The organism is Pseudomonas sp. GL93 (genome assembly GCF_003408955.1).
Lineage (GTDB): Bacteria > Pseudomonadota > Gammaproteobacteria > Pseudomonadales > Pseudomonadaceae > Aquipseudomonas > Aquipseudomonas paracarnis.
Genome location: NZ_NKRF01000071.1, coordinates 20,625 through 43,260, shown reverse-complemented (window position 1 = coordinate 43,260; position 22,636 = coordinate 20,625). Strand labels below are relative to the sequence as shown.

The window sequence follows — 22,636 nt, the reverse complement described above, 5'->3', positions numbered from 1 at the left end:
GGATCGCAGTGAATTTGAGTTAACCTGACTTCCCTTGCCTCTGCCGAGCGTTCCATGTCCGACTTGCTCGACCGTTACCCGCTCACCGCGGGCACCTATCACGAACTGCTGGACGCCAGCGGCGCGGTGCGTGCCCATTGGCGACGCTTGTTCGATCACCTGCAACGCAGCACGCCCGCACAACTGGCCCAGCGCCAGGCGTTGCTGACGCGCCAGATCCAGGAAAACGGCGTGACCTACAACGTCTACGCCGACCCCAAGGGCGCCGACCGCCCCTGGGAGCTGGACCTGTTGCCCCATGTGTTGGCCGCCGAGGAATGGCAGCAACTGTCGGCCGGCATCGCCCAGCGTGCGCGCCTGCTCAATGCGGTGCTGGCCGACCTGTATGGCCCGCAGCGCCTGATCCAGGAAGGCTTGCTGCCGGCCGAACTGGTGTTCGGGCATAACAATTTCCTGTGGCCGTGCCAGGGCATCCAGCCGCCCGACGGTGCGTTCCTGCATCTGTACGCGGTCGACCTGGCACGCACGCCGGATGGTCGCTGGTGGGTCACCGCCGACCGTACCCAAGCCCCATCGGGCGCCGGCTACGCCCTGGAAAACCGCACCATCGTTTCCCGCGCCTTCCCGGACCTGTACCGGGATATGCAGGTGCAGCACCTCACCGGTTTCTTTCGCACGTTGCAGGAAACCCTGGCGCGCCAGGCCCCTGGCGATGACCAGCCGCCACTGATCGTGCTGCTCACGCCGGGGCGTTTCAACGAAAGCTATTTCGAACACCTGTACCTGGCGCGCCAGCTCGGCTACCCCTTGGTAGAGGGCGGTGACCTCACCGTGCGCGACAGCACCGTGTTCCTGAAAACCCTTAGCGGCCTGCGCCGGGTGCACGCGATCATGCGTCGCCTCGACGACGATTTCTGCGACCCGCTGGAGCTGCGCACCGACTCGGCGCTCGGCGTGCCGGGCCTGCTCGACGCCGTGCGCCAAGGCAATGTGCTGGTGGCCAATGCCTTGGGCAGCGGCGTGCTGGAGTCCCCGGGGTTGCTGGGCTTTTTGCCCAAGATCAATGAGTTTTTATTCGGTGAAGCACTGATCCTGCCCTCGATTGCGACCTGGTGGTGCGGTGAAGCGCCGGTGCTTGCCGAAGCCCTGGAGAAGCTGCCGGAGCTGTTGATCAAGCCGGCATTCCCCTCGCAAAGTTTTGCTCCGGTGTTTGGTCGCGACCTTGATGATGAACAGCGCCAGGCCCTGGCCGAACGCATGCGTGCGCGGCCCTATGCCTATGTCGCCCAAGAGCTGGCGCAACTGTCTCAGGCACCGGTGTGGCACACCGTGGATGACCACCTGCAACACCGTGCCATCGGCATGCGTGTCTACGCCGTGGCCAGTGAAGACGGTTATCGGGTGCTGCCCGGCGGCCTGACTCGCGTGGCGGCCGACGCCGATGCCGAGGTGGTGTCGATGCAGCGCGGCGGGGCGAGCAAGGACACCTGGGTGCTCGGCGAACGCGTGCCGGGTGGCGAGCAGTGGCGCGCCCAACGCACCATTGGCGCCTATGACCTGGTGCGCCGCGATCCCTATCTGCCCTCGCGCGTGGTGGAAAACCTGTTCTGGTTCGGTCGTTACTGCGAGCGCTGCGACGACAGTGCGCGTTGGTTGCGCATCGTGCTGGCGCGGTATGTCGATGGCGACGATCCGCTGGCGTTGCAGGCCGCCGTCGAGCTCGGCGAAAGCCTGCGGCTGTTGCCGGAGGAGGGCGAGCTGCCTGAGCGTCTGCTCGCGGCCTTGCTGGGTGATGACTGGCCTTCAAGCCTGCGCGCCAATTTGCAGCGCCTGCAGTGGGCGGCGTCCCAGGTGCGCGGCAAGTTGTCCAGGGAAAACTGGCAGGCCCTGGTGGAGCTGCAACGCGAAGCCATGGAACTGGAAAGCGACACCGCAGACTTTGGCGAGCTGCTCGACTTTCTCAACCGCCTGGTGATGTCCCTGGCGGCACTGTCGGGGTTTGCTCTGGACGACATGACCCGCGATGAAGGCTGGCGCTTCTTGATGATGGGGCGGCGCATCGAGCGTCTGCAGTTTCTGAGCAGCAGCCTTGCGGCGTTCCTGCGCGGCGTGGCGGTGTTCGATCAGGCCGGGCTGGAATGGTTGCTGGAGCTGGGCAACAGCAGCATCACCTACCGCTCGCGCTACCTGGCGGTGCCGCAGTTGATCCCGGTGCTCGACCTGCTGCTGCTCGACGAGCAGAACCCCCATGCGGTGCTGTTCCAGCTCAAGTTGGTGAGCCGAACCCTGCGCCGTCTCAATGATGATTTTGGCGTGCCCCGTGAAACCGGATTGGCGCCTTTGGTCGAGCGCCTGGCGCGTTTTGACCTGGGCTGCCTGGAGAACGGCCTGTTTGGCGAAACCAGCGTGCGTGCCGCCCTGGACGGCCTGGCCGACTTGCTGCAAGCGGTGGCCGATGAAAGCGGGCAGGTGTCGGATCGCCTGGCGCTGCGCCATTTTGCCCACGTGGATGATGTCAGCCAACAAACGGTGTCGGTGTAATGAGTGCGCGCTACCAGATTTTCCACGATACCCATTACCACTATGACAGCCCGGTGTCCCTGGCCCAGCAACTGGCGCACCTGTGGCCACGGCCGTGCGCCTGGCAGAAGTGCACCTGGCAGCAGTTGGATATCAGCCCGGAACCCACCTCGCGCCGCGATGAGCTGGACGTGTTCGGCAACCCGATCACTCGCCTGGCGTTCGAACGGCCCCATGATGAATTGCTGGTGAACGCCGGGCTCACTGTAGAAGTGCTGGCGCGACCCGCTCTGGACTTCCAGCGGTCGCCGCCCTGGGACCACACCCGCGACAGCCTGACCTATAGCAGCCAACCCTTGAGCGCCGAGCTGATCGAAGCGTGCCGCTATCGCTTCGAGTCGCCCTATGTCCATCTGAAGAAAACCTTCGTCGAGTTCTCCGAAAGCTGCTTCCCGCCCGGCGAGCCTTTACTGCTGGGCACGCAGGCATTGATGGAGAAGATCTTCAGCGAATTTACCTTCGATGCCGAAGCCACCCAGGTCGCCACGCCGCTGGTTGAAGTGCTGGGGCGCCGTCGCGGCGTGTGCCAGGACTTCGCTCACTTGATGCTTGCCTGCCTGCGTTCGCGGGGCCTGGCGGCGCGCTATATCAGCGGCTATCTGCTCACACAGCCACCGCCCGGCCAGCCACGGTTGATTGGCGCGGATGCCTCTCATGCGTGGGTCTCGGTGTTTTGCCCGGTATCAGGCTGGGTGGATTTTGACCCGACCAACAATGTGCAGCCGGCGTTGGAGCACATCACCCTGGCCTGGGGCCGGGATTTCTCTGATGTGTCGCCGTTGCGTGGGGTGATTCTGGGGGGAGGCAGCCACGACCCGGAGGTGCGGGTGACGGTGATGCCGCTGGAATGAAAAACGATCATTCCCACGCTCTGCGTGGGAATGCCTGCTGTGACGCTCTGCGTCACCCTTGCGCTGGCTTCAAGCCTGGTGCGGGACGCGGAGCGTCCGGGGCTGCATTCCCACGCGGAGCGTGGGAATGATCATTCAGCCGGGTCTTTCGGGGTTTCGGTCTCGTCAGTTGCTGCTTCACCTTCCGCATCCGGGTTCAGCGCGCCGGCTTCTTCGTCTGCAGCGGCTTTCTTGCGTTGCAGCTTTTCCTCTTTCTTCTGTTCCTTGGCCAAGTCTCTCTGACGTTTGGCGAAGGAGTAATTAGGTTTGGCCATGGGCGATCCTCTAGGGTCGAAGGTGAGGGTGGGCGGCGCGCAGCTGCCTCGGGTCGTCATGGTAGCAGCTTCAGGGGGCCCTTTGCTTTCACTTACCGCAGGCGTAGGCAGCCAGAAGGCCGTTGAACAGGTGATTGAGGTGCATGGCATGAACTCCCGTGAGTGATGGGCCGATCATAATCAGGGTGCGGCAGTTTGGCTGGTTGATTGTGTTGATGAAGCTGATAGCCTAAAGTTGTATACAATCTGTTGATTCAGATCATAAGAACTCAAGCCTGATTGAGGCACCCTTACCGCAATCCGCGTTTTTAAAACCCTGCCTTGGAGATTCACATGTTTGCCAAACTCGTTGCTGTTTCCCTGCTGACTCTGGCGAGCGGCCAGTTGCTTGCTGCAGAGTGCAAGGTCACTGTCGACTCCACTGACCAGATGTCTTTCAACACCAAAGAAATCACCATCGACAAGAGCTGCAAGCAGTTCACCGTTGAGCTGACTCACTCGGGTAACCTGCCCAAGAACGTGATGGGCCATAACTGGGTGCTGACTACCGAAGCCAATATGCAACCGGTGGCAACCGACGGCATGGCTGCGGGGATCGACAAGGATTACCTGAAAGCCGGTGATGAGCGCATCATCGCCCACACCAAGATCATCGGTGCCGGCGAGAAAGACTCGGTGACCTTCGACGTCTCCAAGCTGAAGGCCGATGAGAAGTACAGTTTCTTCTGCTCGTTCCCAGGCCACATTTCGATGATGAAAGGTGCTGTGGTTCTGAAGTAAGACCGCGTTATCGTTCATCGCAGACAAGCCAGCTCCCACATTCGACCGCATTCCCATGTTGGAATACGGTCAAGTGTGGGAGCTGGCTTGCCTGCGATGGCGATTTAACAATCAATGCAAAACGATCGGATTCACCTCAAGGCGCAAACGGCATCACCCGCTTGTGCTCAGTCTTGCGATAGGTATCGCAGATAATCCTGAACGCCTCTTCACGCACCGGCTCACCCTGCAGGAACGCATCGATCTCGGCATAGGTGACGCCATGTGACGCCTCGTCCGGCTTGCCTGGCGACAGGTCTTCCAGGTCAGCGGTCGGCACCTTCTCCACCAGCGATTCCGGCGCACCAAAGTGGCGGGCAATGGCTCGCACCTGATGCTTCACCAGCCCGCTCAACGGCGCCAAGTCACAGGCGCCGTCACCGAACTTGGTGAAAAAGCCCATCACCGCTTCCGCCGCATGGTCGGTGCCGATCACCAGGCCGCCCGCCGCGCCGGCGATGGTGTACTGGGCCACCATGCGCATGCGCGCCTTGGTGTTGCCCAGCACGAAATCGCGGGACACCGCCGCCTTGCCTTCAAACGCCGCCACTTCATTAGCCAGGGCCTTCACTGCCGGGCCGATGTTCACGGTGTGGCGCTCGTCCGGCTCGATAAAGTCCACCGAAGCCTGGGCGTCGTGTTCGTCGAACTGGGTTTCGTAGGGCAGGCGCACGGCAATAAAACGATAAGCCTCATCGCCGGTGCTGGCGCGCAGCTCCTGCATCGCACGTTGGGCCAACAGGCCTGCGGTCAGGGAGTCGACACCGCCACTGATGCCGAGCACCAGGGTCTTGAGCCCGGAATTGCGCAGGCAGTCCTGGATAAAGGCCACGCGCCGGGCAACCTCGGCTTCGAGTGCGGCCTGGTCCTTGAACGGGGCTTGCACCTTGAGCTGTTGCGCAATCTCACGCTGTACGGCTTGCATGATTCACTCCTTGCTGGATAAGGCAGGTACTTTGAAAACGTGACGCAAATAGGCGACAAAATTCGGGTCGGTGCAATGGGTCTTGCCCGCTTCATCGGAGATTTTCGCGACGGGCTGGCCATTGCAGGCGGTCATTTTAAGCACGATGCTCATCGGTTCCACCCCTGGAATATCACAGGTCAGGTTGGTGCCGATGCCAAAGCTCACATTAATGCGACCGCGCAACGCCCGGAATATTTCCAAGGCCTTGGGCAATGTCAGACTGTCGGAGAACACCAGGGTCTTGCTCATCGGTTCGATGCCCAGCTTGTGGTAGTGAGCGATGGCTTTTTCCGCCCACTGGATCGGGTCACCGGAGTCATGGCGCAAGCCGTCGAAGAGCTTGGCGAAGTACAGGTCGAAGTCGCCGAGGAACGCGTCGGTGGTGATGCAATCGGTGAGGGCGATACCCAGCAGGCCCCGGTACTCGCGCACCCAGCAATCAAGGGCGGCGATCTGGCTGTCGATCAGGCGCGGGCCGAGTTGCTGGTGGGCCATGATCCATTCATGGGCCATGGTGCCCAGCGGCTTCATATCGAACTCACGGGCCAGGTGCACGTTGCTGGTGCCAACAAAGCGGCCAGGGAAATCGTGCTTTAGCACGCTGACCACTTCTTCTTGCACCCGGTAGGAAAAACGCCGGCGCGTACCGAAGTCCGCTACTTGCAGCTCCGACAGCTCGTCGCTGCTGGCGTTGGCGGTCAACCAGTCGAACTTGCGATACAGCTGCTCGCGGGCCTGTTCAAGGATCACGGTCTGGTAGCGGTAGCGGTTACGCACCTCGCTGACGATGGCCAGCATTGGCACTTCAAACAGGATCACATGCAGCCACGGCCCGCGCAGGCGGATAAACAACTCGCCATTCTCTATGCCGGTTTGCACATACCGCAGGTTGAAGCGAAACAGCCCGAGGAAGCGCAGAAAATCCGGTTTCATAAAGCTGATGCGTTCCAGGAACCCCAGTTGATCGGGGCTCAGGCTCAGCTCGGCGAGGCGCTCGATCTGGTAGCGGATCTCCGCCAGGTAAGGGCGCAGGTCTTCACTGTTACGGCAACGAAACTCCCATTCAACTTCCACGTTCGGGTAGTTGTGCAGCACCGCCTGCATCATGGTCAGCTTGTAGAAGTCGGTGTCGAGCAGGTTCTGCACGATGCGATCGGCAAACACACTCTCGCTCATAACGGGAATCTCCAGACGGGTCGGCGATGGGCGCCGGCCTTTGCGCACAATTAAGGATGGGGCTAGTGGCGCATAGACTTGTGGGGTTTTGCCAGTGATTTTTTCAGTAAGGCCACTGACGCCATCGCAGGTAAGCCAGCTCCCACATTTGAAATGCATTCCAAACGGTGGGAGCTGGCTTGCCTGCGATGGCGATTCTCCAGGCGCTAAAGCACCTGCTCCATCATCCACTTCACAAATTCACGCACCTTGGGCACTTCTGCCGAATGTTCGGGGTAGGCCAAGTAATACGCATCCTGGCTCGGCATCGCATGTTGCCAGGGAATCACCAGCTTGCCCTCGGCCAATTCCTCTTCCACCAAAAAGCGCGGCAACAGCGCCACGCCACAACCCACCTGCGCGGCCCGAATGCACATATAGAACGTGTCGAACCGCGGCCCATGGTAGCTGTGCTCTGTATGGAAACCCTGGCTGGCGAACCAGTCATGCCAGCCCTGGGGCCGCGAGGCGTTTTGCAGCAGCACCAGGTCGCTCAGTTGCGTGGGGTCGGTGAAGGGCTGGGCAGGCAGGCTGTCGGGCGAACAGACCGGTACCAGCTCTTCACTGAACAGCTTCAGGCTCTCGGTGCCAGGGCGTGCGCCCTGGCCGAAGTAAAACGCCATGTCGGCCTTGCCTTGCAGTAATTCGTCCGGGGCCTGTTCGTTGCACAGGTCCAGGTGGATCTGCGGGTGACGCAAACGCCAACCCTTGAGGCGCGGTACCAGCCAGCGTGCGCCAAAAGTGTAAGGCGTGGACACGCGCAGCACTTCGGTTTCGCCGCCGTAGGAGCGCAGGTAGTGGGTGGACATTTCCACTTGTGTGAGGATCTTGCGCACTTCCACCAGGTACAGGTCGCCCGCCGGGGTCATCTGCAAGCGGCGGCGCACGCGGCGGAACAGCAGGTGCTGCAACAGCTCTTCCAGCTGCGCCACTTGTTTGCTCACCGCGCTTTGGGTGAGGTTCAGTTCTTCGGCCGCGCGGGTGAAGCTCAGGTGGCGGGTGGCCGCTTCGAAACACTGCAGGGCGGTGATCGAGGGCAAATGTCTTCTGTTCAGCACGGCATGCCTCTTTTTATTCTTGCATGAATAAAGGGAATGATATCTCGCCTAATCGTCGTTTGTTGGCAAGTCTTGGGCCAGCTACAAATAGGCTCAGGATCGCCGTGCAAGCAGCGGCGCGATTTTTCTACGCAGATTTGAAGGAGTGACCCATGGTTGCCGCATTGCTTGATCGTCTCGGGGTAAACCCGGCGCTGTACCAGGCTGGGAAACAACCCGTGCATTCACCGATTGATGGCAGCCGTATCGGCAGTGTCCATTGGGAAGGTGCCGCCGAGGTGGAGCAGCAGGTCAGTCGCGCCGAGCATGCATTCGAAGCCTGGCGCAAGGTGCCGGCGCCGCGGCGTGGCGAGCTGGTGCGCCAGTTCGGCGACGTATTGCGCGAGTACAAGGCCGACCTGGGCGAACTCGTTTCCTGGGAAGCCGGCAAGATCACCCAGGAAGGCTTGGGTGAAGTGCAGGAAATGATCGACATCTGTGACTTCGCCGTCGGCCTGTCACGCCAGTTGTACGGCTTGACCATTGCCTCCGAGCGCCCCGGCCACCATATGCGTGAAACCTGGCACCCGCTGGGCGTGGTCGGTGTGATCAGCGCCTTTAACTTCCCCGTGGCGGTGTGGGCGTGGAACACCGCGCTGGCCCTGGTGTGCGGCAACGCGGTGATCTGGAAACCGTCGGAAAAGACCCCGCTCACCGCACTGGCCTGCCAGGCCTTGTTCGAGCGCGTACTGAAAAAATTCGACGGTGCCCCCGAGTCCCTCAGCCAAGTGATCATCGGCGGCCGCGACGCCGGCGCTGCGCTGGTAGACGACCCGCGCGTCGCCCTGATCAGCGCCACCGGCAGCACGCGCATGGGCCGCGAAGTGGCACCCAAAGTCGCCGCGCGTTTCGCCCGCAGCATCCTGGAACTGGGCGGCAATAACGCGATGATCCTCGGCCCAAGCGCCGACCTGGACATGGCCGTGCGCGCCATCCTGTTCAGCGCGGTGGGCACCGCCGGACAACGCTGCACCACCCTGCGCCGGCTGATCGCCCATGAGTCGGTCAAGGAAGAAACCGCCCCCCGCCTCAAGGCCGCCTACTCCAAAGTGCGCATCGGTCACCCCCTGGAAGGCAACCTGATCGGCCCGCTGATCGACAAGCACAGTTTCGACAACATGCAGGATGCCCTTGAGCAAGCCTTGAGCGAAGGCGGCAAGGTGTTCGGCGGCAAGCGCCAGTTGCAAGAAAAATTCCCCAACGCCTACTACGTATCGCCGGCCATCGTGGAAATGCCCGAGCAAAGCGACGTGGTATGCAGCGAAACCTTCGCGCCGATTCTTTACGTGGTCGGCTACACCGACTTCGCCGAAGCCCTGCGCTTGAACAACGCCGTGCCACAAGGTTTGTCATCCTGCATCTTCACCACGGACGTGCGTGAAGCCGAGCAGTTCATGTCGGCGGTGGGCAGCGACTGCGGTATTGCCAACGTCAACATCGGCCCGAGCGGCGCGGAGATCGGTGGCGCGTTCGGGGGTGAAAAAGAGACCGGCGGCGGGCGTGAATCGGGCTCGGATGCGTGGCGCGGGTATATGCGCAGGCAGACCAATACCGTGAACTACTCGCTGGAACTGCCGTTGGCACAAGGCATCACTTTCGACTGAGCCTCAGGTCGGAGTGAGATCAATGTGGGAGCTGGCTTGCCTGCGATAGCGGTGTATCAGTCACCGAAACTATCGACTGAACCACCGCTATCGCAGGCAAGCCAGCTCCCACAGGTGATTGAGTTCCCCATTCAAAAGAGTATTTGTTTGTTAGGTCTCATCGGAGTCTGGCAATGGCACTGCGCGAAACATGTTTATGGGAACACCTCACCCCAGGCCGCCCCGACCGAGCCGCGCTCAAGGGCGCGGTCAAGGTGGATGTGTGCGTGATCGGCGCCGGCATCACCGGTTTGTCGGCGGCTATTCATTTGCTGGAACAGGGTAAAAGCGTCGCCGTACTGGAGGCCCATCGCACCGGTCACGGCGGTTCGGGGCGCAACGTCGGGCTGGTCAACGCCGGCCTGTGGATTCCACCGGACGAGATCGAGGCCGGTTTCGGCACGGCGGTGGGCAGCCAGCTCAACCGCATGTTGGGTGCGGCGCCGTCCCTGGTGTTCAGCCTGATCGACAAATACAACATCGACTGCCAATTGCGCCGTGAAGGCACCTTGCACATGGCGCACAACGCCCGTGGCGAGGCGGACTTGCGCAGCCGTGAGCAGCAGTGGAAACGCCGCGGCGCACCGGTTGAGTTACTCACCGGCCAGGCCTGCGAGCGCGCCACCGGCACCCGGAAAATCGCCGCCGCGTTGCTGGATCGGCGCGCCGGCACCTTGAACCCCATGGCCTACACCACTGGGTTGGCGAATGCCGCCGTTGGGCTGGGCGGGCAATTGTTCGATCATTCGCCGGTCACCCAGCTTGAGCGCCAAGGCGCCGATTGGTCGGTGCAGACCGCCGAGGGCGCGGTACAGGCCGCGCAGGTGGTGATCGCCTCCAATGCCTACACCGAAGGCGAATGGACCGAGCTGCGGCGTAACTTCTTCCCCGGCTATTACTACCAGGTGGCCTCGGCGCCGCTGACTGATGACGCCGCCCGGCAAATCCTCCCCGGCGGCCAGGGCTCCTGGGACACGCGCCAGGTCCTGAGCAGCATTCGCCGCGATGCCGATGGGCGCCTGTTGCTGGGCAGCCTGGGTAACGGCAACCAGAAACCGGCGTGGTTCCTCAAAGCGTGGGCCGATCGGGTGCAGCAACACTACTTCCCGTACCTCAAACCGGTGCAATGGGAATACACCTGGACCGGCTGCATCGCGTTCACCCCCGACCACTTGATGCGCCTGTTCGAACCGGCCCCCGGCCTGGTGGCGGTCACCGGGTATAACGGGCGCGGCGTGACCACCGGCAGCGTGGTGGGCAAGGCGTTTGCCGACTACCTGTGTCACCAGAACCCCCAAGCCTTACCGATCCCTTTTGCCCCTATGCAACCTCTGGCCGCTGTGGGCCTGCGCAGTTGCCTGTATGAAGCCGGCTTCTCGCTCTATCACGCCGGGCAATGCCTGAGGATCGTGATTTGATCAGCGAAATACCCCTCAAAAGCCTGCGTTTTCTTAGCAGGCTACCCATCTGTATTGGTGCAAGTCGTAGCAATCACGCACTGTAAATGTGCAGTTCCGTTACGCACATTGTTACAGCTTTAGGACCTGTCGTTTATGCCTGTGGTTGCAGGTGCGACCTCCCAGGGTTGTACTTTTTTGGAGCGTTGGTTGCACCTATAGACGCTAGACGGTTGCACGTCCTGGCAAAAGGCGTCGAAACGCCTGTAATAACAATGACACCGTGTCTTTTTGAAGAATAAAAAAGTAATGGCACGCGGCTTGCTCTGAGCTTTCAGTGAAAAGTTTGAATGCAAGTTGTCGTGCCAAAAATCAAAAATATCGGAGCACCACTCATGTCCCAGACGTTTTACAAGAAAGGTTTTCTGGCCCTCGCCGTTGCTGCGGCGCTGGGTGTTTCTACGTTTGTTCAAGCTGATGTGAAAATTGGTGTGGCAGGCCCGATGACGGGTGCCAACGCCGCTTTCGGTGAGCAGTACATGAAGGGTGCCCAGGCGGCAGCCGACGTTATCAACAAGGCCGGCGGCATTAACGGCGAGCAGATCAAGCTCGTGGCGGGCGATGACGCCTGCGAACCCAAGCAGGCCGTAGCCGTGGCCAACCGTCTGGCCGACCAGGACAAGGTGATCGGTGTGGTCGGGCACTTCTGCTCATCCAATACCATCCCGGCGTCGGAGGTTTACGATGAAGCGGGCATCATCGCCATCACCCCAGGTTCCACCAACCCACAAGTGACCGAACGCGGCCTGGGCGCCATGTTCCGTATGTGCGGGCGTGACGACCAGCAAGGCATCGTCGCCGGCGACTATATCGTCGATGTGCTCAAGGGCAAGAAAGTCGCGGTGATCAACGACAAGGACACCTACGGCAAAGGCTTGGCCGACGCCACCGCAGCCCAACTGACCAAGCGCGGCGTCAAGCCGGTGCTGGAAGAGGGCCTGACCCGTGGCGAGAAAGACTTCAGCGCCCTGGTCACCAAGATCCGTTCCCTGGGCGCCGACGTCGTGTACTTCGGCGGCTTGCATCCGGAAGCCGGCCCATTGGTGCGCCAGATCCGTGAAGCGGGCTTGAAAGACGTCAAGTTCATGTCCGATGACGGTGTGGTCACCGACGAACTGGTAGCCACCGCCGGCGGCGCCCAGTACGTCGATGGTGTATACATGACCTTCGGCGCCGACCCACGCCTGCTGCCAGACAGCAAGACCGTGGTGGAAGAGTTCCGCAAGAACGGCACCGAGCCTGAAGGCTACACCCTGTACGCCTACGCCTCGATCCAGGCCCTGGCCGCCGGCTTCAACGGTGCCAAGTCCAACAAGGGCGAAGACGCTGCCAAGTGGCTCAAGGCCAACCCGGTTAAAACCGTCATGGGCGAAAAAGCCTGGGATGCCAAGGGCGACCTGAAAGTCTCTGACTACGTGGTTTACCAGTGGGACAAAGACGGCAAATACCATCAGTTGGAAAAGCAGAAGTAATAACGCGACGGCTTGAACACCTCGATCTCTGTGGGAGCCGGGCTTGCCCGCGATGACGGCCTCAATACCAACACCTGTGTTGAATGTGAAACCGCTATCGCAGGCAAGCCAGCTCCCACAGAGGGCCTGGTTGCCTGCTCTATTGCAACAAACCTGTCTTTTCCTCCAGAAGCGCCGCACACCCACCGGTGTGCAGGTGCTCACCGCGTGAGATTGCGTTATGGATGGTATTTTCCTGCAGCAACTGGTCAACGGCCTGACCCTCGGGTCGGTCTATGGCCTGATCGCCATCGGCTACACAATGGTCTATGGCATCATTGGCATGATCAACTTCGCCCACGGCGAGGTTTATATGATTTCCGCTTACCTCGCGGCGATCAGTCTGGCACTGCTGGCTTACTTCGGCATCGAATCCTTCCCGCTGCTCATTCTCGGTACCTTGATCTTCACCGTAGTCGTCACCGGCGTGTACGGTTGGGGGATTGAGCGTGTCGCCTACAAACCGTTGCGTAACTCCACCCGCCTGGCTCCGCTGATCAGCGCCATCGGTATCTCGCTTATCCTGCAGAACTACGCGCAGATCGCCCAGGGCGCCAAGCAACAAGGCATTCCCACCCTGCTGGCCGGCGCCTGGCGTGTCGATATCGGCACCGGCTTTGTACAACTGACCTACACCAAGGTGTTCATCCTGGTCGCCGCTTTTGCCGGCATGGCCTTGCTCACCTACATCATCAAATACACCAAGCTGGGCCGCATGTGCCGCGCCACCCAGCAAGACCGCAAGATGGCCTCGATTCTGGGCATCAACACCGACCGGGTGATCTCCTACGTGTTTGTCATCGGTGCCGCCATGGCCGCCCTGGCCGGCGTGCTCATCACCCTCAACTACGGCACCTTCGACTTCTATGCCGGCTTCATCATCGGCATCAAGGCGTTTACCGCGGCGGTACTCGGCGGCATCGGCTCTCTGCCTGGGGCGATGCTGGGCGGGATCATTCTCGGTATCTCCGAGTCGTTGTTCTCGGGGTTGATCAACTCTGACTACAAAGACGTGTTCAGTTTCTCCCTGCTGGTGGTGATTCTGATTTTCCGTCCCCAGGGCCTGCTTGGTCGCCCACTCGTGGCGAAGGTGTAAACATGTCTGCTGCCAAATCCATTGATATCAAGAAAAGTGTGGTCGATACGGTCCTCGCCGGGCTGATTTCGCTGATCGTGTTCGGGCCCATCGTCGGCGTAGTGCTCGACGGCTACAGCTTCAACCTGGAGCCGCTGCGCGTTGCCACATTGGTCGCCATTGTGATGGCCGGACGCCTTGCCCTCAGCCTGTTCCTGCAAACCCCAAAGGGTGTGAAGATTCTGCAGGGCTTCGAAAGCAGCGGCTCGGGTGTGCACGTGCTGCCACCGGACTACAAGTCGCGATTGCGCTGGATCATCCCGGCGTTGATCGTGATCGCCATTGTGTTCCCGATCTTCGCCAACAAATACCTGCTCACCGTGGTTATCCTCGGGCTGATCTACGTGTTGCTTGGCCTTGGCCTGAACATCGTGGTGGGCCTGGCCGGCCTGCTCGACCTGGGTTACGTGGCCTTCTACGCCATTGGTGCCTACGGCCTGGCGCTGGGTTATCAATACCTGGGCCTGGGCTTCTGGACGGTGCTGCCACTGGCGGCCATCGCGGCGGCGTTGGCGGGGTGCATACTCGGCTTCCCGGTGCTGCGAATGCACGGTGACTACCTGGCCATCGTGACCCTGGGCTTTGGTGAAATCATTCGCCTGGTGCTCAACAACTGGCTGTCGTTTACCGGCGGCCCGAACGGTATGCCGGTGCCGTCACCAACCTTCCTGGGCCTGGAGTTCGGCAAGCGTGCGAAGGATGGCGGCATTCCGTTTCACGAGTTTTTCGGCATCGATTACAACCCCAACATCAAGTTCATGTTCATCTACATCGTGCTGTTTCTGGTGGTGCTGGCCGTGCTGTACATCAAGCATCGCCTCACGCGTATGCCGGTCGGTCGCGCTTGGGAAGCCTTGCGTGAAGATGAAATCGCCTGTCGTTCCATGGGCCTGAACCACGTGCTGGTCAAGCTCTCGGCGTTCACCATCGGCGCTTCAACCGCAGGTTTGGCCGGGGTGTTCTTTGCCAGCTACCAGGGCTTCGTCAACCCATCGTCGTTTACCTTCTTCGAGTCGGCGTTGATCCTCGCCATTGTGGTGTTGGGCGGCATGGGCTCGACGGTCGGCGTGGTGATTGCGGCGTTTGTGCTGACCGTGGCGCCTGAATTGCTGCGCAGCTTCTCCGAGTATCGCGTGCTGCTGTTTGGCGTGTTGATGGTGGTGATGATGATCTGGCGACCGCGTGGCTTGATTCGCATCAGCCGTACCGGCGTGACGCCACGCAAGGGGGTAGCGCCATGAGCAAGGAAGTCGTGCTGTCCGTCGAACACCTGATGATGCACTTCGGTGGTATCAAGGCCTTGAGCGATGTCAGCCTCAAGGTTGAACGCAACTCGATCTTCGCCCTGATCGGCCCCAACGGCGCCGGCAAGACCACGGTGTTCAACTGCCTCACCGGCTTTTACAAAGCCAGCGGCGGCAAGATCGAGCTCAACGTGCGGGGCAAGCAAACCAACGTCATACAGTTGCTGGGTGAGCGCTTTGAGGCCACCGACTTCGTGTCGCCCAAAAGCTTCCTCAGTCGCGTGTACTACAAGATGTTCGGCGGCACCCACTTGGTGAACCGTGCCGGCCTGGCCCGCACCTTTCAGAACATTCGCCTGTTCAAGGAAATGTCGGTGCTGGAAAACCTGCTGGTGGCCCAGCACATGTGGGTCAACCGCAACATGCTTGCCGGCATCCTCAATACCAAGGGCTACCGCAAGGCCGAAAGCGATGCGCTGGACTGCGCATTCTACTGGCTGGAAGTGGTCGACCTGGTGGACTGCGCCAACCGCCTGGCCGGCGAGCTCTCCTACGGCCAGCAGCGCCGTCTGGAAATCGCCCGCGCCATGTGCACGCGGCCGCAGATCATCTGCCTGGACGAACCGGCAGCGGGCCTCAACCCACAGGAAACCGAAGCCCTCAGCGCGATGATTCGCCTGCTGCGCGACGAACACGACCTTACGGTGGTGCTGATCGAACACGACATGGGCATGGTGATGAGTATTTCCGACCACATTGTGGTGCTGGACCACGGCAACGTGATCGCCGAAGGCGGCCCGGATGCGATCCGCAACGACCCGAAAGTGATTGCTGCCTACCTGGGCGCGGACGAAGAGGAGCTGGTATGAGTGCACCTATCCTCGAAATGAAGGACCTGGACGTGTTCTACGGCCCGATCCAGGCCCTGAAGAAAGTCTCGCTGCACATCAACGAAGGCGAAACCGTCAGCCTGATCGGCTCCAACGGCGCGGGAAAGTCCACGCTGCTGATGTCGATCTTCGGCCAGCCTCGGGCCGAGTCGGGGCAGATTCTGTACAACGGCGTCGACATTACCCACAAGTCGTCCCACTACATCGCCTCCAACGGCATTGCGCAGTCGCCGGAAGGGCGGCGGGTGTTCCCCGACATGACCGTCGAGGAAAACCTGCTGATGGGCACCATCCCCATTGGCGACAAGTTCGCCAGCGAGGACATGCAACGTATGTTCGAGCTGTTCCCCAGGCTCAAGGAGCGGCGCAACCAGCGGGCTATGACCATGTCGGGGGGCGAGCAGCAAATGCTCGCCATCGCCCGTGCGCTGATGAGCCGGCCCAAGCTGTTGTTGCTCGATGAGCCAAGCCTGGGGTTGGCGCCGATTGTGGTGAAGCAGATCTTCTCCACCCTGCGCGAGCTGGCGTCCACCGGGATGACCATCTTCCTGGTGGAACAGAACGCCAACCATGCGCTGCGCCTGTCGGACCGCGCGTATGTGATGGTCAATGGTGAGATTCGCCTGACCGGGACCGGCAAGGAATTGCTGGTGAACGAGGACGTGCGTAACGCCTACCTGGGCGGCCACTGACCTAAGATCCAGGCGCATCAACCCTGTGGGAACCGGGCCTTATGTGGGAGCCGGGCTTGCCCGCGATAGCATCACCTCGGTTTAGCTGACATACCGAGGTGGCCGCATCGCAGGCAAGCCAGCTCCCACCCAAAGCCGGTTCCCACATTTGTTTTTGCGATGTCCACAAGCGCTCAACCAAATTGTGGAAAACAAATCCAGCCGACCTCAAAAGCGCGACATATAGCCGCCGCAAATCCCTGTTTTGTCACAGTTTTGACTTGTCCCCATCCACTGTGGAACCGGCTGTGGGTAACGTGGGAGTAGCTGGCTGAAAGCCTTTAACTACGTGGCTTGTAGCGTGTTGGTTGTTTTTTGATCAGCGTGTTTTTCGCCACCGCCTCGAGGGTTTGTCAACCTGTTTAAAGACACAGGTATATGAATGAAATAAGTCATTCCTGCCTGTGGATAAGTCTGTGACTAAACTCTGGAAAGACGCGCGCAGGGGCCGGAATGACTGGCCTGGAGCCATCGTTGTGTTTTTCTGCATTTGTCAGCGGCTACATAGGCGCTCGCCCAGGTCAAGCAAAAAACTTTATAAAACCGCCTGCAACCCTTGTACACAGCGGCTTTGCGCCGTTTTGACTTGTCCCCATCCACTGTGGAACCGGCTGTGGGTAACGTGGGAGTAGCTGGCTGAAAGCTACGGTTTATAAGGCTTTGCGTGGTTTGATTAAAAAATGATCAGCCAAGCATGCGTGTGTGTGCACAGCGGTTGCCGCAAACGCGGCGTAAGGGCATTCTGCTGGCTGTTTTTTTTCCCGATGCCCGCAAGGAGAACACCATGTCCGACACGCTGTTTATCACTGGCGCTACTTCAGGTTTCGGCGAAGCCTGTGCCCGTCGCTTTGCCGAGGCCGGTTGGAAACTGGTGCTTACCGGTCGTCGTGCCGAGCGCTTGAATGCCTTGGTCGAAGAGCTTTCCAAGCAGACCGAAGTGCATGGCCTGGTGGTGGATGTGCGCGACCGCAAAGGCATGGAGGAGGCCATCGTCAACTTGCCGCCCTCGTTCGCGACGCTGCGTGGCCTGATCAACAATGCCGGCCTGGCCGTGGGCACCGACCCTGCGCCCAAGTGCGACCTCGACGATTGGGAAACCATGGTCGACACCAACATCAAGGGCCTGCTGACCACCACCAACCTGCTGTTGCCGCGCCTGATTGCCCATGGGCGCGGTGCCGGGATTATCAACCTGGGCTCCATCGCCGGTAACTACCCGTACCCGGGCAGCCATGTGTACGGCGGTTCCAAGGCGTTCGTGAAGCAGTTCTCGTTGAACCTGCGCTGCGACTTGCAAGGCACCGGCGTGCGCGTGACCAATATTGAGCCGGGCTTGTGTGAAAGCGAGTTCTCCCTGGGGCGCTTCGGCGGTGACCAGGCGCGTTACGACGCCACCAATGCAGGGGCCGACCCGATCCAGCCGCAGGATATTGCCGATACGATTTTCTGGGTGATGAACCCCCCGGCGCACGTGAACATCAACCGCCTGGAGCTGATGCCGGTGAGCCAGACCTGGGCCGGGTTTGCGATTGAGCGTGGGGCCAAGGGCTAAGCACCTGCGCGACACACTGTAGGAGCGAGCTTGCTCGCGAAAAACGTTAACGATGACGCGGGTATCCTGAATGCACGCGGCGCGCTCAGGTTTTTCGTGAGCAAGCTCGCTCCTACAGTAGATGGCGTCAAATCGGCCAAAACAGGACATAAGGTACACTGCCCGCCTGAGAACCCCACCGCACCCAGCGGTTTAAAGGTTTTGACAGGAGGCTATGTGAGTAACCGAGGTGAGCAGGCACTGCTCAAACAATCGACTATCCTGATGTTCGCAGTCGCGATCGCCGGGATTGTCACGGGTGTGATATCCGGCGCCCAATCCATTCTGTTCGACGGCTTTTTCTCGCTGATCGCCACCGCCATCAAGGTGTTGATGCTGATCACGGCCAAGCTGATCGCCAAGAAAAGCAACGAGCGTTTCCAATTCGGCTATTGGCACCTGGAGCCGATGGTGCTGCTGATAGAAGGCAGTTTCCTGCTGCTGATTGCCATCTACGCGTTCCTCAATGGCGTGTTCGGCATTATCAATGGCGGGCGCGAAATCGAGTTGGGGCTGGTGATTATTTATGCGGCGGTGTTTACCGTCGTGGAGTTCGCCTACTTCTTCTATGTGCGCTACCGCAATCGCACACTCAAATCGTCATTGATCCAGTTCGACAACATCAGTTGGCTGGTGGACGCGATGCTGTCGGTGGGCTTGCTGATCAGCTTCCTGGCCGCACTGTTGCTCAAGTCCCAGGGCTATGGCGAGTGGGCGGTCTACGTGGACCCGTTGATCCTGATCCTGCTGGCCCTGAGCATGCTGGCGCCGGCATTCAAGATCCTGCGCCCGGCGCTGCGCGAAGTGTTGGGCATCGCGCCGGATCACTTGGACGACAAGGTCCGCGAAGTGATGGACGCGGCGCAGGCCAAGCATGGTTTCGACGACTACGTGTCCTATGTGCAGAAGCACGGGCGTGCACGGTTTATCGAGATTCATGTGGTGCTGCCAGCGGATTACCCGGTGGATAACGTCGCCACCCTCGATAGGCTGCGTGAAGAGATATCCACAGAGTTGGGGGCGGCGGATGCGGCGCGGTGGTTGACGATCAGTTTTACAGGCGACCGCAAGTGGATTGCCTAAAGTCTGATACACCGAGGTGTGCTATCGCAGGCAAGCCAGCTCCCACACTGTTCGGTTCAGGGGTCTGACTCATGGAAGGTCAAGGGGCTTGAAGACAGCCTGCTGCACATCGACTTTTTTCGGGATCAGGCCGTTGGCAAAAAACAAGTCGGCGGTGCGTTGCTGGTTGGCGATGTCGATGGCTTCCAAGGGGCGGATCGGCTCAGGCGAGCGATGTTCGAAGTAGCTTTTGACCACTGCCGGTTGCAAGCCCAGGGTGCCGGCCATCAGCGTGATGCTCGCGTCGGGCTGATCAAGCGACAGGCGCTGCGCCTTGCCAAGCGTCTGGATAATCGTGGCGATGGCCTCTGGGTGCTGCTTGGCAAACGGGTGGTTGACCACGAAGAAACTGCCCGCGGGGTTCAACCCTTGCCCGTCCCGCAGTACGCGTGCCGAGCCGTCGATCACGGCGGCCGAATAGTACGGGTCCCACACGACCCAGGCGTCCACCTTGCCTTGTTCGAACGCGGCACGGCCGTCGGAAGGCGACAGGTACACCACGTTCACATCCTTCCACTGCAACCCCGCGCGCAGCAGGCTCTTGAGAAACAGGTTGTGCGCACTGGAGCCTTTGAGCAATGCCACGCGCTTGCCCTTGAGTTCGGCCACGTTCTGCACGGTACTGGCCTTGGGTACCAGCACTGCTTCGGCCTTGCCCTCGTTGGGCTCGACGGCAAAATACTGCAAGTCGATCCCGGCCGCCTGGGCGAAGATCGGCGGGATATCGCCAATATTGCCGATGTCCAGGCTGCCTGCGTTAAGCGCTTCGATCAGCGGCGGGCCACCGAGGAATTCGGTCCACTGCACCTGTGTACCGGGCAGCGCCGCTTCGAAAAGCTTGTGCTCACGGGCGAGCACCATGCTGACCGAGCTTTTCTGGTAGCCGATGCGCAGCGTGGAAGGTTCGGCCGCCGAGGCGGGTTGCGCCAGTACCGCCAATGCCAGCAGCGCGCTGCCCAACAGGTGTTTGATTGCTTTCATAAGTCGCCTCTGGGTGGTTCGATTCAGATTCAAAGTGAGCACCGTCAGTGTGGGATTCAAGTCCGGTAACGGCGCGGGCCATGTAGTCACTGACCGAGCGCTGGGAAATCCCCAGTTCGGCGGCGATCTGGGGGTACGTCAGGCCGTTGACGCGGGACAACAGGAACGTCGTCTTGATCTTGGCCGGCAAGCGGTCGAGTAATAGATCGATGGCTTGCAGGGCTTCGAGTACCTGGGCCCGATCCTCGGCGCAGGCTGCATCGTCATCCAGCGCAGCGAGGTAGGCACGCTCCAGGTCACGCCGGCGCCACACTTCGTACACCAGGCGCTGGGCAATGGTGGTAAGCAATGCGCGGGGCTGTCGTATCGGCGTTAGCTGAGGTGCACTCAGGAGCTGGACAAAGGCGTCGACGGCGATGTCTTCGGCGTGGGCACGGGAGTTGAGGTAGCGGTGCAAGCGGCTGCACAGCCAAGGGTAATGAATGCGAAACAGTGAGCCCACGTAGTTGCTGTGAGCACTATCGGCGCCGGACATAGTGGCTCCTTCTGAGTAGGTTGCGCGGTATGTCCGGTGTTCCGGTGGAGCGATCCTAGCAAGGCTTCTTATGCTTTAATAATATTTAAAATGCATTTTTATATAACCTTATTGAAGTTTTGGATAGCCGGCGCTGGCGGCCTGCCGTTGGTAATCCAACACCACCTGATAGTCGTCTTCGCTGGCAGGGAGCACGGCTTGCACACCCAAGGTTTGCGTCACCTGCGGCAGGTCCTGCAACGCCAGGTTCATCGCCTCACGAATCTGCGCCACCTGCGCGTCGCTCAAGCCCAGCGCGCCTATGTAGGGCAAAGTCGGGCTCGGCGCGCTGCGGGCGATGACGCGCAGGCCCGCGACCTCTTCGGGGGCGAATCGGGCGAGGTAGTCGTAGGTGACGCTGTCGATGGCGGCGAGGTCGGCGCAGTCTTCACGCAGCCAGCGCAAGCTCTCGCGGTGGGCGCCGCTAATGCCGACGCTGGCGAAGAACCGCCCGTCGCGCTGCAACGGCGCCAGGCAGTGACGCAGCAGATTCATGCCGCTGTTGGAGTCGTGACCGTTGATCACGCCGCGGCTCTGGTAGAACTGCGCCAGGCGGGTACGCGGGTTGTCAGCGCGGGTCAACAGCAGGCTGCAATGTTCGCCGTGGCTGCTGTGGGCCAACTCGTAACGGGGGCGCCCAATGATGCGCACCTGGCCGCGCAGTTGGGTCATCAGCGGGTAGCCGCAGGTTTGGGTGAAAAGCAATTGCGGCGCTAGCCACAGGCCGGGCAAGTCGAGGTGGTCGGCGTTAAGACGATGCAGCTTCAAGCGCTCAAGGATGCGCGCCAGCCAGTGTTGATTGGCCTGCTGGATGGGCTCGGGCGCAACGTACATGCGCAGGTCGGCGTAGTGCTCACTCATGGTCGTCTCTCAGGCAAACGGGTGCCGGGGACTGTCGATGGCCTTGAGGCCGTGACGGCTGATCAACTGGCCGTAGCCCTGCACCAGGAAACCACCGCTGCGCGCCAGCCACTGCTCGCGACGGGCACGGTACACCCTGGGCAACAGGTACCACGGCAACATCGGCAGATCGTGGTGTACCAGGTGCAGATTGTTGTTGAGAAACAGCCAGGCCCAGGGCCAGGACGCTTCGTTGAGCACTGTGCGCTGTTCCGGCCGGGGATGGGGGCGGTGCTCATAGTAGGAACGGATCGAGGCCAGGGACAAGGCTGGCACGCTGACCAGCAGCAGGTAATGCCACACCGCAAGCGCGCTGTAGTAGGCGATGAAACTCAGCATCAGCACAGTGACGGCGCCGTGGGCCAGCCACATCGGCCATACCTGGGGCAGGCGTTGAAACTCGTGACGTGCCAACCGGCCAATTGCCAACGGCGCAGCCAGCAGGAAGCGGCCAAGCACGGTCTTGGTCAGCCAATGCACGCCACGTTCGAACAGCGAGCTGTCGTCCCATTGCTGCTGATTGAGGTAGCGGCTTTCCGGGTCGATGCCCGGTAGGGTCAGGCTGTCGTCGTTGTGGTGCAACAGGTGGCTGTCGCGGTACAGCGTATAGGGATACCACACCGCGAAAGGGGCATAGCCGAGGAGTTTATTCAGCCATAACGAACGGGTCGGGTGGCCGTGGAGCAATTCGTGCTGCACCGATAGCCACAGGGTCACCAGCGGTATCAGCAGCAACATGCTCAGCCACAGGCCCAGCCACCGGCTGCCAAGGATCACCGCGAACCAGCCGGCATATACGCCGATCAACAGCAGCCAGGTCGGCCACTCCGTTCTTGCCACAAAGGTCGTCGCCAGGGCTTCGATTTCCCGGCGTTGGGTCGGATCAAGGTAATTGGCCATCGGCAGCTCAGAGCAGGTGTTTCCTGCTCTGTGCAATGAGGCGGGAAAATCTTGCAGATCGTTTGGTTCTAAGCTTGTAACTCAGTGACCGAACAGGCCTGCTTCGGATTTTTT

General features: G+C 60.7%; 20 protein-coding genes. 12 read left to right on the top strand and 8 right to left on the bottom strand.

Annotated features, from left to right (window positions below; all coding sequences use genetic code 11):
• The first annotated feature begins 54 nt into the window (after positions 1 to 54).
• Together CER19_RS13190 and CER19_RS13185 are read left to right on the top strand one after the other, a co-directional pair.
• Positions 55 to 2,541, top strand: a complete 2,487-nt coding sequence (locus tag CER19_RS13190; protein ID WP_116666734.1) for a circularly permuted type 2 ATP-grasp protein — start codon at positions 55 to 57, stop codon at positions 2,539 to 2,541.
• Positions 2,541 to 3,431: a transglutaminase family protein gene (locus tag CER19_RS13185; protein WP_116666733.1), complete on the top strand. Its 891-nt coding sequence runs from the start codon at positions 2,541 to 2,543 to the stop codon at positions 3,429 to 3,431. The genes CER19_RS13190 and CER19_RS13185 overlap by 1 nt, the downstream gene beginning before the upstream one ends.
• Positions 3,432 to 3,562: 131 nt before the next feature.
• Here the strand turns inward: CER19_RS13185 and CER19_RS13175 are convergent, their stop codons facing one another.
• Complete coding sequence (locus CER19_RS13175) at positions 3,563 to 3,745, bottom strand: hypothetical protein (protein ID WP_005784271.1); 183 nt, start codon at positions 3,743 to 3,745, stop codon at positions 3,563 to 3,565.
• A 333-nt stretch (positions 3,746 to 4,078) separates the two neighbouring features.
• Between CER19_RS13175 and azu the strand changes: the two genes are divergently transcribed.
• Positions 4,079 to 4,525 (top strand): azurin, encoded by a 447-nt coding sequence (gene azu / locus CER19_RS13170; protein ID WP_003188091.1) that lies wholly within the window; start codon positions 4,079 to 4,081, stop codon positions 4,523 to 4,525.
• A 136-nt stretch (positions 4,526 to 4,661) separates the two neighbouring features.
• Here the strand turns inward: azu and nadE are convergent, their stop codons facing one another.
• The 3 genes from nadE to CER19_RS13155 all read right to left on the bottom strand — a co-directional run bounded on the left by nadE (position 4,662) and on the right by CER19_RS13155 (position 7,804).
• Positions 4,662 to 5,489, bottom strand: coding sequence for an ammonia-dependent NAD(+) synthetase (gene nadE, locus CER19_RS13165; RefSeq protein ID WP_116666731.1), 828 nt, complete (start codon positions 5,487 to 5,489; stop codon positions 4,662 to 4,664).
• A gap of 3 nt (positions 5,490 to 5,492) precedes the next feature.
• Entirely contained in the window at positions 5,493 to 6,707 is a 1,215-nt protein-coding gene (gene pncB / locus CER19_RS13160) for a nicotinate phosphoribosyltransferase (RefSeq protein ID WP_003188094.1), read from the bottom strand.
• 206 nt (positions 6,708 to 6,913) lie between these two features.
• Positions 6,914 to 7,804 (bottom strand): LysR family transcriptional regulator, encoded by an 891-nt coding sequence (locus CER19_RS13155; RefSeq protein WP_116666730.1) that lies wholly within the window; start codon positions 7,802 to 7,804, stop codon positions 6,914 to 6,916.
• Positions 7,805 to 7,956: 152 nt separating this feature from the next.
• Between CER19_RS13155 and CER19_RS13150 the strand changes: the two genes are divergently transcribed.
• From CER19_RS13150 to CER19_RS13100, 9 genes are all read left to right on the top strand, one after another.
• A complete protein-coding gene (locus tag CER19_RS13150; protein ID WP_116666729.1) occupies positions 7,957 to 9,447 on the top strand; it encodes an aldehyde dehydrogenase family protein in 1,491 nt (496 codons plus the stop codon).
• 173 nt (positions 9,448 to 9,620) lie between these two features.
• Positions 9,621 to 10,904: an FAD-binding oxidoreductase gene (locus CER19_RS13145; RefSeq protein ID WP_116666728.1), complete on the top strand. Its 1,284-nt coding sequence runs from the start codon at positions 9,621 to 9,623 to the stop codon at positions 10,902 to 10,904.
• A 374-nt stretch (positions 10,905 to 11,278) separates the two neighbouring features.
• A complete protein-coding gene (locus CER19_RS13140) occupies positions 11,279 to 12,415 on the top strand; it encodes a branched-chain amino acid ABC transporter substrate-binding protein (protein ID WP_005784282.1) in 1,137 nt (378 codons plus the stop codon).
• 220 nt (positions 12,416 to 12,635) lie between these two features.
• Complete coding sequence (locus CER19_RS13130) at positions 12,636 to 13,550, top strand: branched-chain amino acid ABC transporter permease LivH (RefSeq protein WP_116666727.1); 915 nt, start codon at positions 12,636 to 12,638, stop codon at positions 13,548 to 13,550.
• Positions 13,551 to 13,552: 2 nt separating this feature from the next.
• The gene (gene livM, locus CER19_RS13125) at positions 13,553 to 14,830 is read left to right on the top strand and encodes a high-affinity branched-chain amino acid ABC transporter permease LivM (RefSeq protein ID WP_116666726.1); all 1,278 of its coding nucleotides are present in this window, start codon (positions 13,553 to 13,555) and stop codon (positions 14,828 to 14,830) included.
• The gene (locus CER19_RS13120) at positions 14,827 to 15,702 is read left to right on the top strand and encodes an ABC transporter ATP-binding protein (RefSeq protein WP_005784285.1); all 876 of its coding nucleotides are present in this window, start codon (positions 14,827 to 14,829) and stop codon (positions 15,700 to 15,702) included. The genes livM and CER19_RS13120 overlap by 4 nt, the downstream gene beginning before the upstream one ends.
• Positions 15,699 to 16,415 (top strand): ABC transporter ATP-binding protein, encoded by a 717-nt coding sequence (locus CER19_RS13115; protein ID WP_003188103.1) that lies wholly within the window; start codon positions 15,699 to 15,701, stop codon positions 16,413 to 16,415. Before CER19_RS13120 ends, CER19_RS13115 begins: the two co-directional genes overlap by 4 nt.
• 823 nt (positions 16,416 to 17,238) lie before the next feature.
• Positions 17,239 to 18,006, top strand: a complete 768-nt coding sequence (locus CER19_RS13105) for an SDR family oxidoreductase (protein WP_116666760.1) — start codon at positions 17,239 to 17,241, stop codon at positions 18,004 to 18,006.
• A gap of 216 nt (positions 18,007 to 18,222) precedes the next feature.
• On the top strand, positions 18,223 to 19,128 hold the full coding sequence (locus CER19_RS13100; RefSeq protein WP_116666725.1) for a cation diffusion facilitator family transporter: 906 nt from the start codon (positions 18,223 to 18,225) through the stop codon (positions 19,126 to 19,128).
• A gap of 69 nt (positions 19,129 to 19,197) precedes the next feature.
• Here CER19_RS13100 and CER19_RS13095 read toward each other — a convergent pair whose 3' ends face one another.
• From CER19_RS13095 to CER19_RS13080, 4 genes are all read right to left on the bottom strand, one after another.
• Entirely contained in the window at positions 19,198 to 20,106 is a 909-nt protein-coding gene (locus CER19_RS13095; protein ID WP_256660441.1) for an aliphatic sulfonate ABC transporter substrate-binding protein, read from the bottom strand.
• Complete coding sequence (locus CER19_RS13090; RefSeq protein ID WP_256660440.1) at positions 20,012 to 20,683, bottom strand: sigma-70 family RNA polymerase sigma factor; 672 nt, start codon at positions 20,681 to 20,683, stop codon at positions 20,012 to 20,014. Before CER19_RS13090 ends, CER19_RS13095 begins: the two co-directional genes overlap by 95 nt.
• 108 nt (positions 20,684 to 20,791) lie before the next feature.
• Positions 20,792 to 21,583: a phosphate/phosphite/phosphonate ABC transporter substrate-binding protein gene (locus tag CER19_RS13085; RefSeq protein WP_116666723.1), complete on the bottom strand. Its 792-nt coding sequence runs from the start codon at positions 21,581 to 21,583 to the stop codon at positions 20,792 to 20,794.
• A gap of 9 nt (positions 21,584 to 21,592) precedes the next feature.
• Positions 21,593 to 22,522: a fatty acid desaturase gene (locus CER19_RS13080; protein WP_116666722.1), complete on the bottom strand. Its 930-nt coding sequence runs from the start codon at positions 22,520 to 22,522 to the stop codon at positions 21,593 to 21,595.
• Positions 22,523 to 22,636: the final 114 nt, after the last annotated feature.

Bases quoted from the DNA above. Each gene is read 5' to 3' on its own strand.
- CER19_RS13150 (WP_116666729.1), top strand. From the start codon at position 7,957: ATGGTTGCCGCATTGCTTGATCGTCTCGGGGTAAACCCGGCGCTGTAC.
- CER19_RS13130 (WP_116666727.1), top strand. From the start codon at position 12,636: ATGGATGGTATTTTCCTGCAGCAACTGGTCAACGGCCTGACCCTCGGG.
- CER19_RS13175 (WP_005784271.1), bottom strand. From the start codon at position 3,745: ATGGCCAAACCTAATTACTCCTTCGCCAAACGTCAGAGAGACTTGGCC.
- CER19_RS13190 (WP_116666734.1), top strand. From the start codon at position 55: ATGTCCGACTTGCTCGACCGTTACCCGCTCACCGCGGGCACCTATCAC.
- azu (WP_003188091.1), top strand. From the start codon at position 4,079: ATGTTTGCCAAACTCGTTGCTGTTTCCCTGCTGACTCTGGCGAGCGGC.
- CER19_RS13145 (WP_116666728.1), top strand. From the start codon at position 9,621: ATGGCACTGCGCGAAACATGTTTATGGGAACACCTCACCCCAGGCCGC.
- pncB (WP_003188094.1), bottom strand. From the start codon at position 6,707: ATGAGCGAGAGTGTGTTTGCCGATCGCATCGTGCAGAACCTGCTCGAC.
- CER19_RS13105 (WP_116666760.1), top strand. From the start codon at position 17,239: ATGTCCGACACGCTGTTTATCACTGGCGCTACTTCAGGTTTCGGCGAA.
- CER19_RS13185 (WP_116666733.1), top strand. From the start codon at position 2,541: ATGAGTGCGCGCTACCAGATTTTCCACGATACCCATTACCACTATGAC.
- CER19_RS13080 (WP_116666722.1), bottom strand. From the start codon at position 22,522: ATGGCCAATTACCTTGATCCGACCCAACGCCGGGAAATCGAAGCCCTG.
- CER19_RS13120 (WP_005784285.1), top strand. From the start codon at position 14,827: ATGAGCAAGGAAGTCGTGCTGTCCGTCGAACACCTGATGATGCACTTC.
- CER19_RS13090 (WP_256660440.1), bottom strand. From the start codon at position 20,683: ATGTCCGGCGCCGATAGTGCTCACAGCAACTACGTGGGCTCACTGTTT.
- livM (WP_116666726.1), top strand. From the start codon at position 13,553: ATGTCTGCTGCCAAATCCATTGATATCAAGAAAAGTGTGGTCGATACG.
- CER19_RS13085 (WP_116666723.1), bottom strand. From the start codon at position 21,583: ATGAGTGAGCACTACGCCGACCTGCGCATGTACGTTGCGCCCGAGCCC.
- CER19_RS13140 (WP_005784282.1), top strand. From the start codon at position 11,279: ATGTCCCAGACGTTTTACAAGAAAGGTTTTCTGGCCCTCGCCGTTGCT.
- CER19_RS13115 (WP_003188103.1), top strand. From the start codon at position 15,699: ATGAGTGCACCTATCCTCGAAATGAAGGACCTGGACGTGTTCTACGGC.
- nadE (WP_116666731.1), bottom strand. From the start codon at position 5,489: ATGCAAGCCGTACAGCGTGAGATTGCGCAACAGCTCAAGGTGCAAGCC.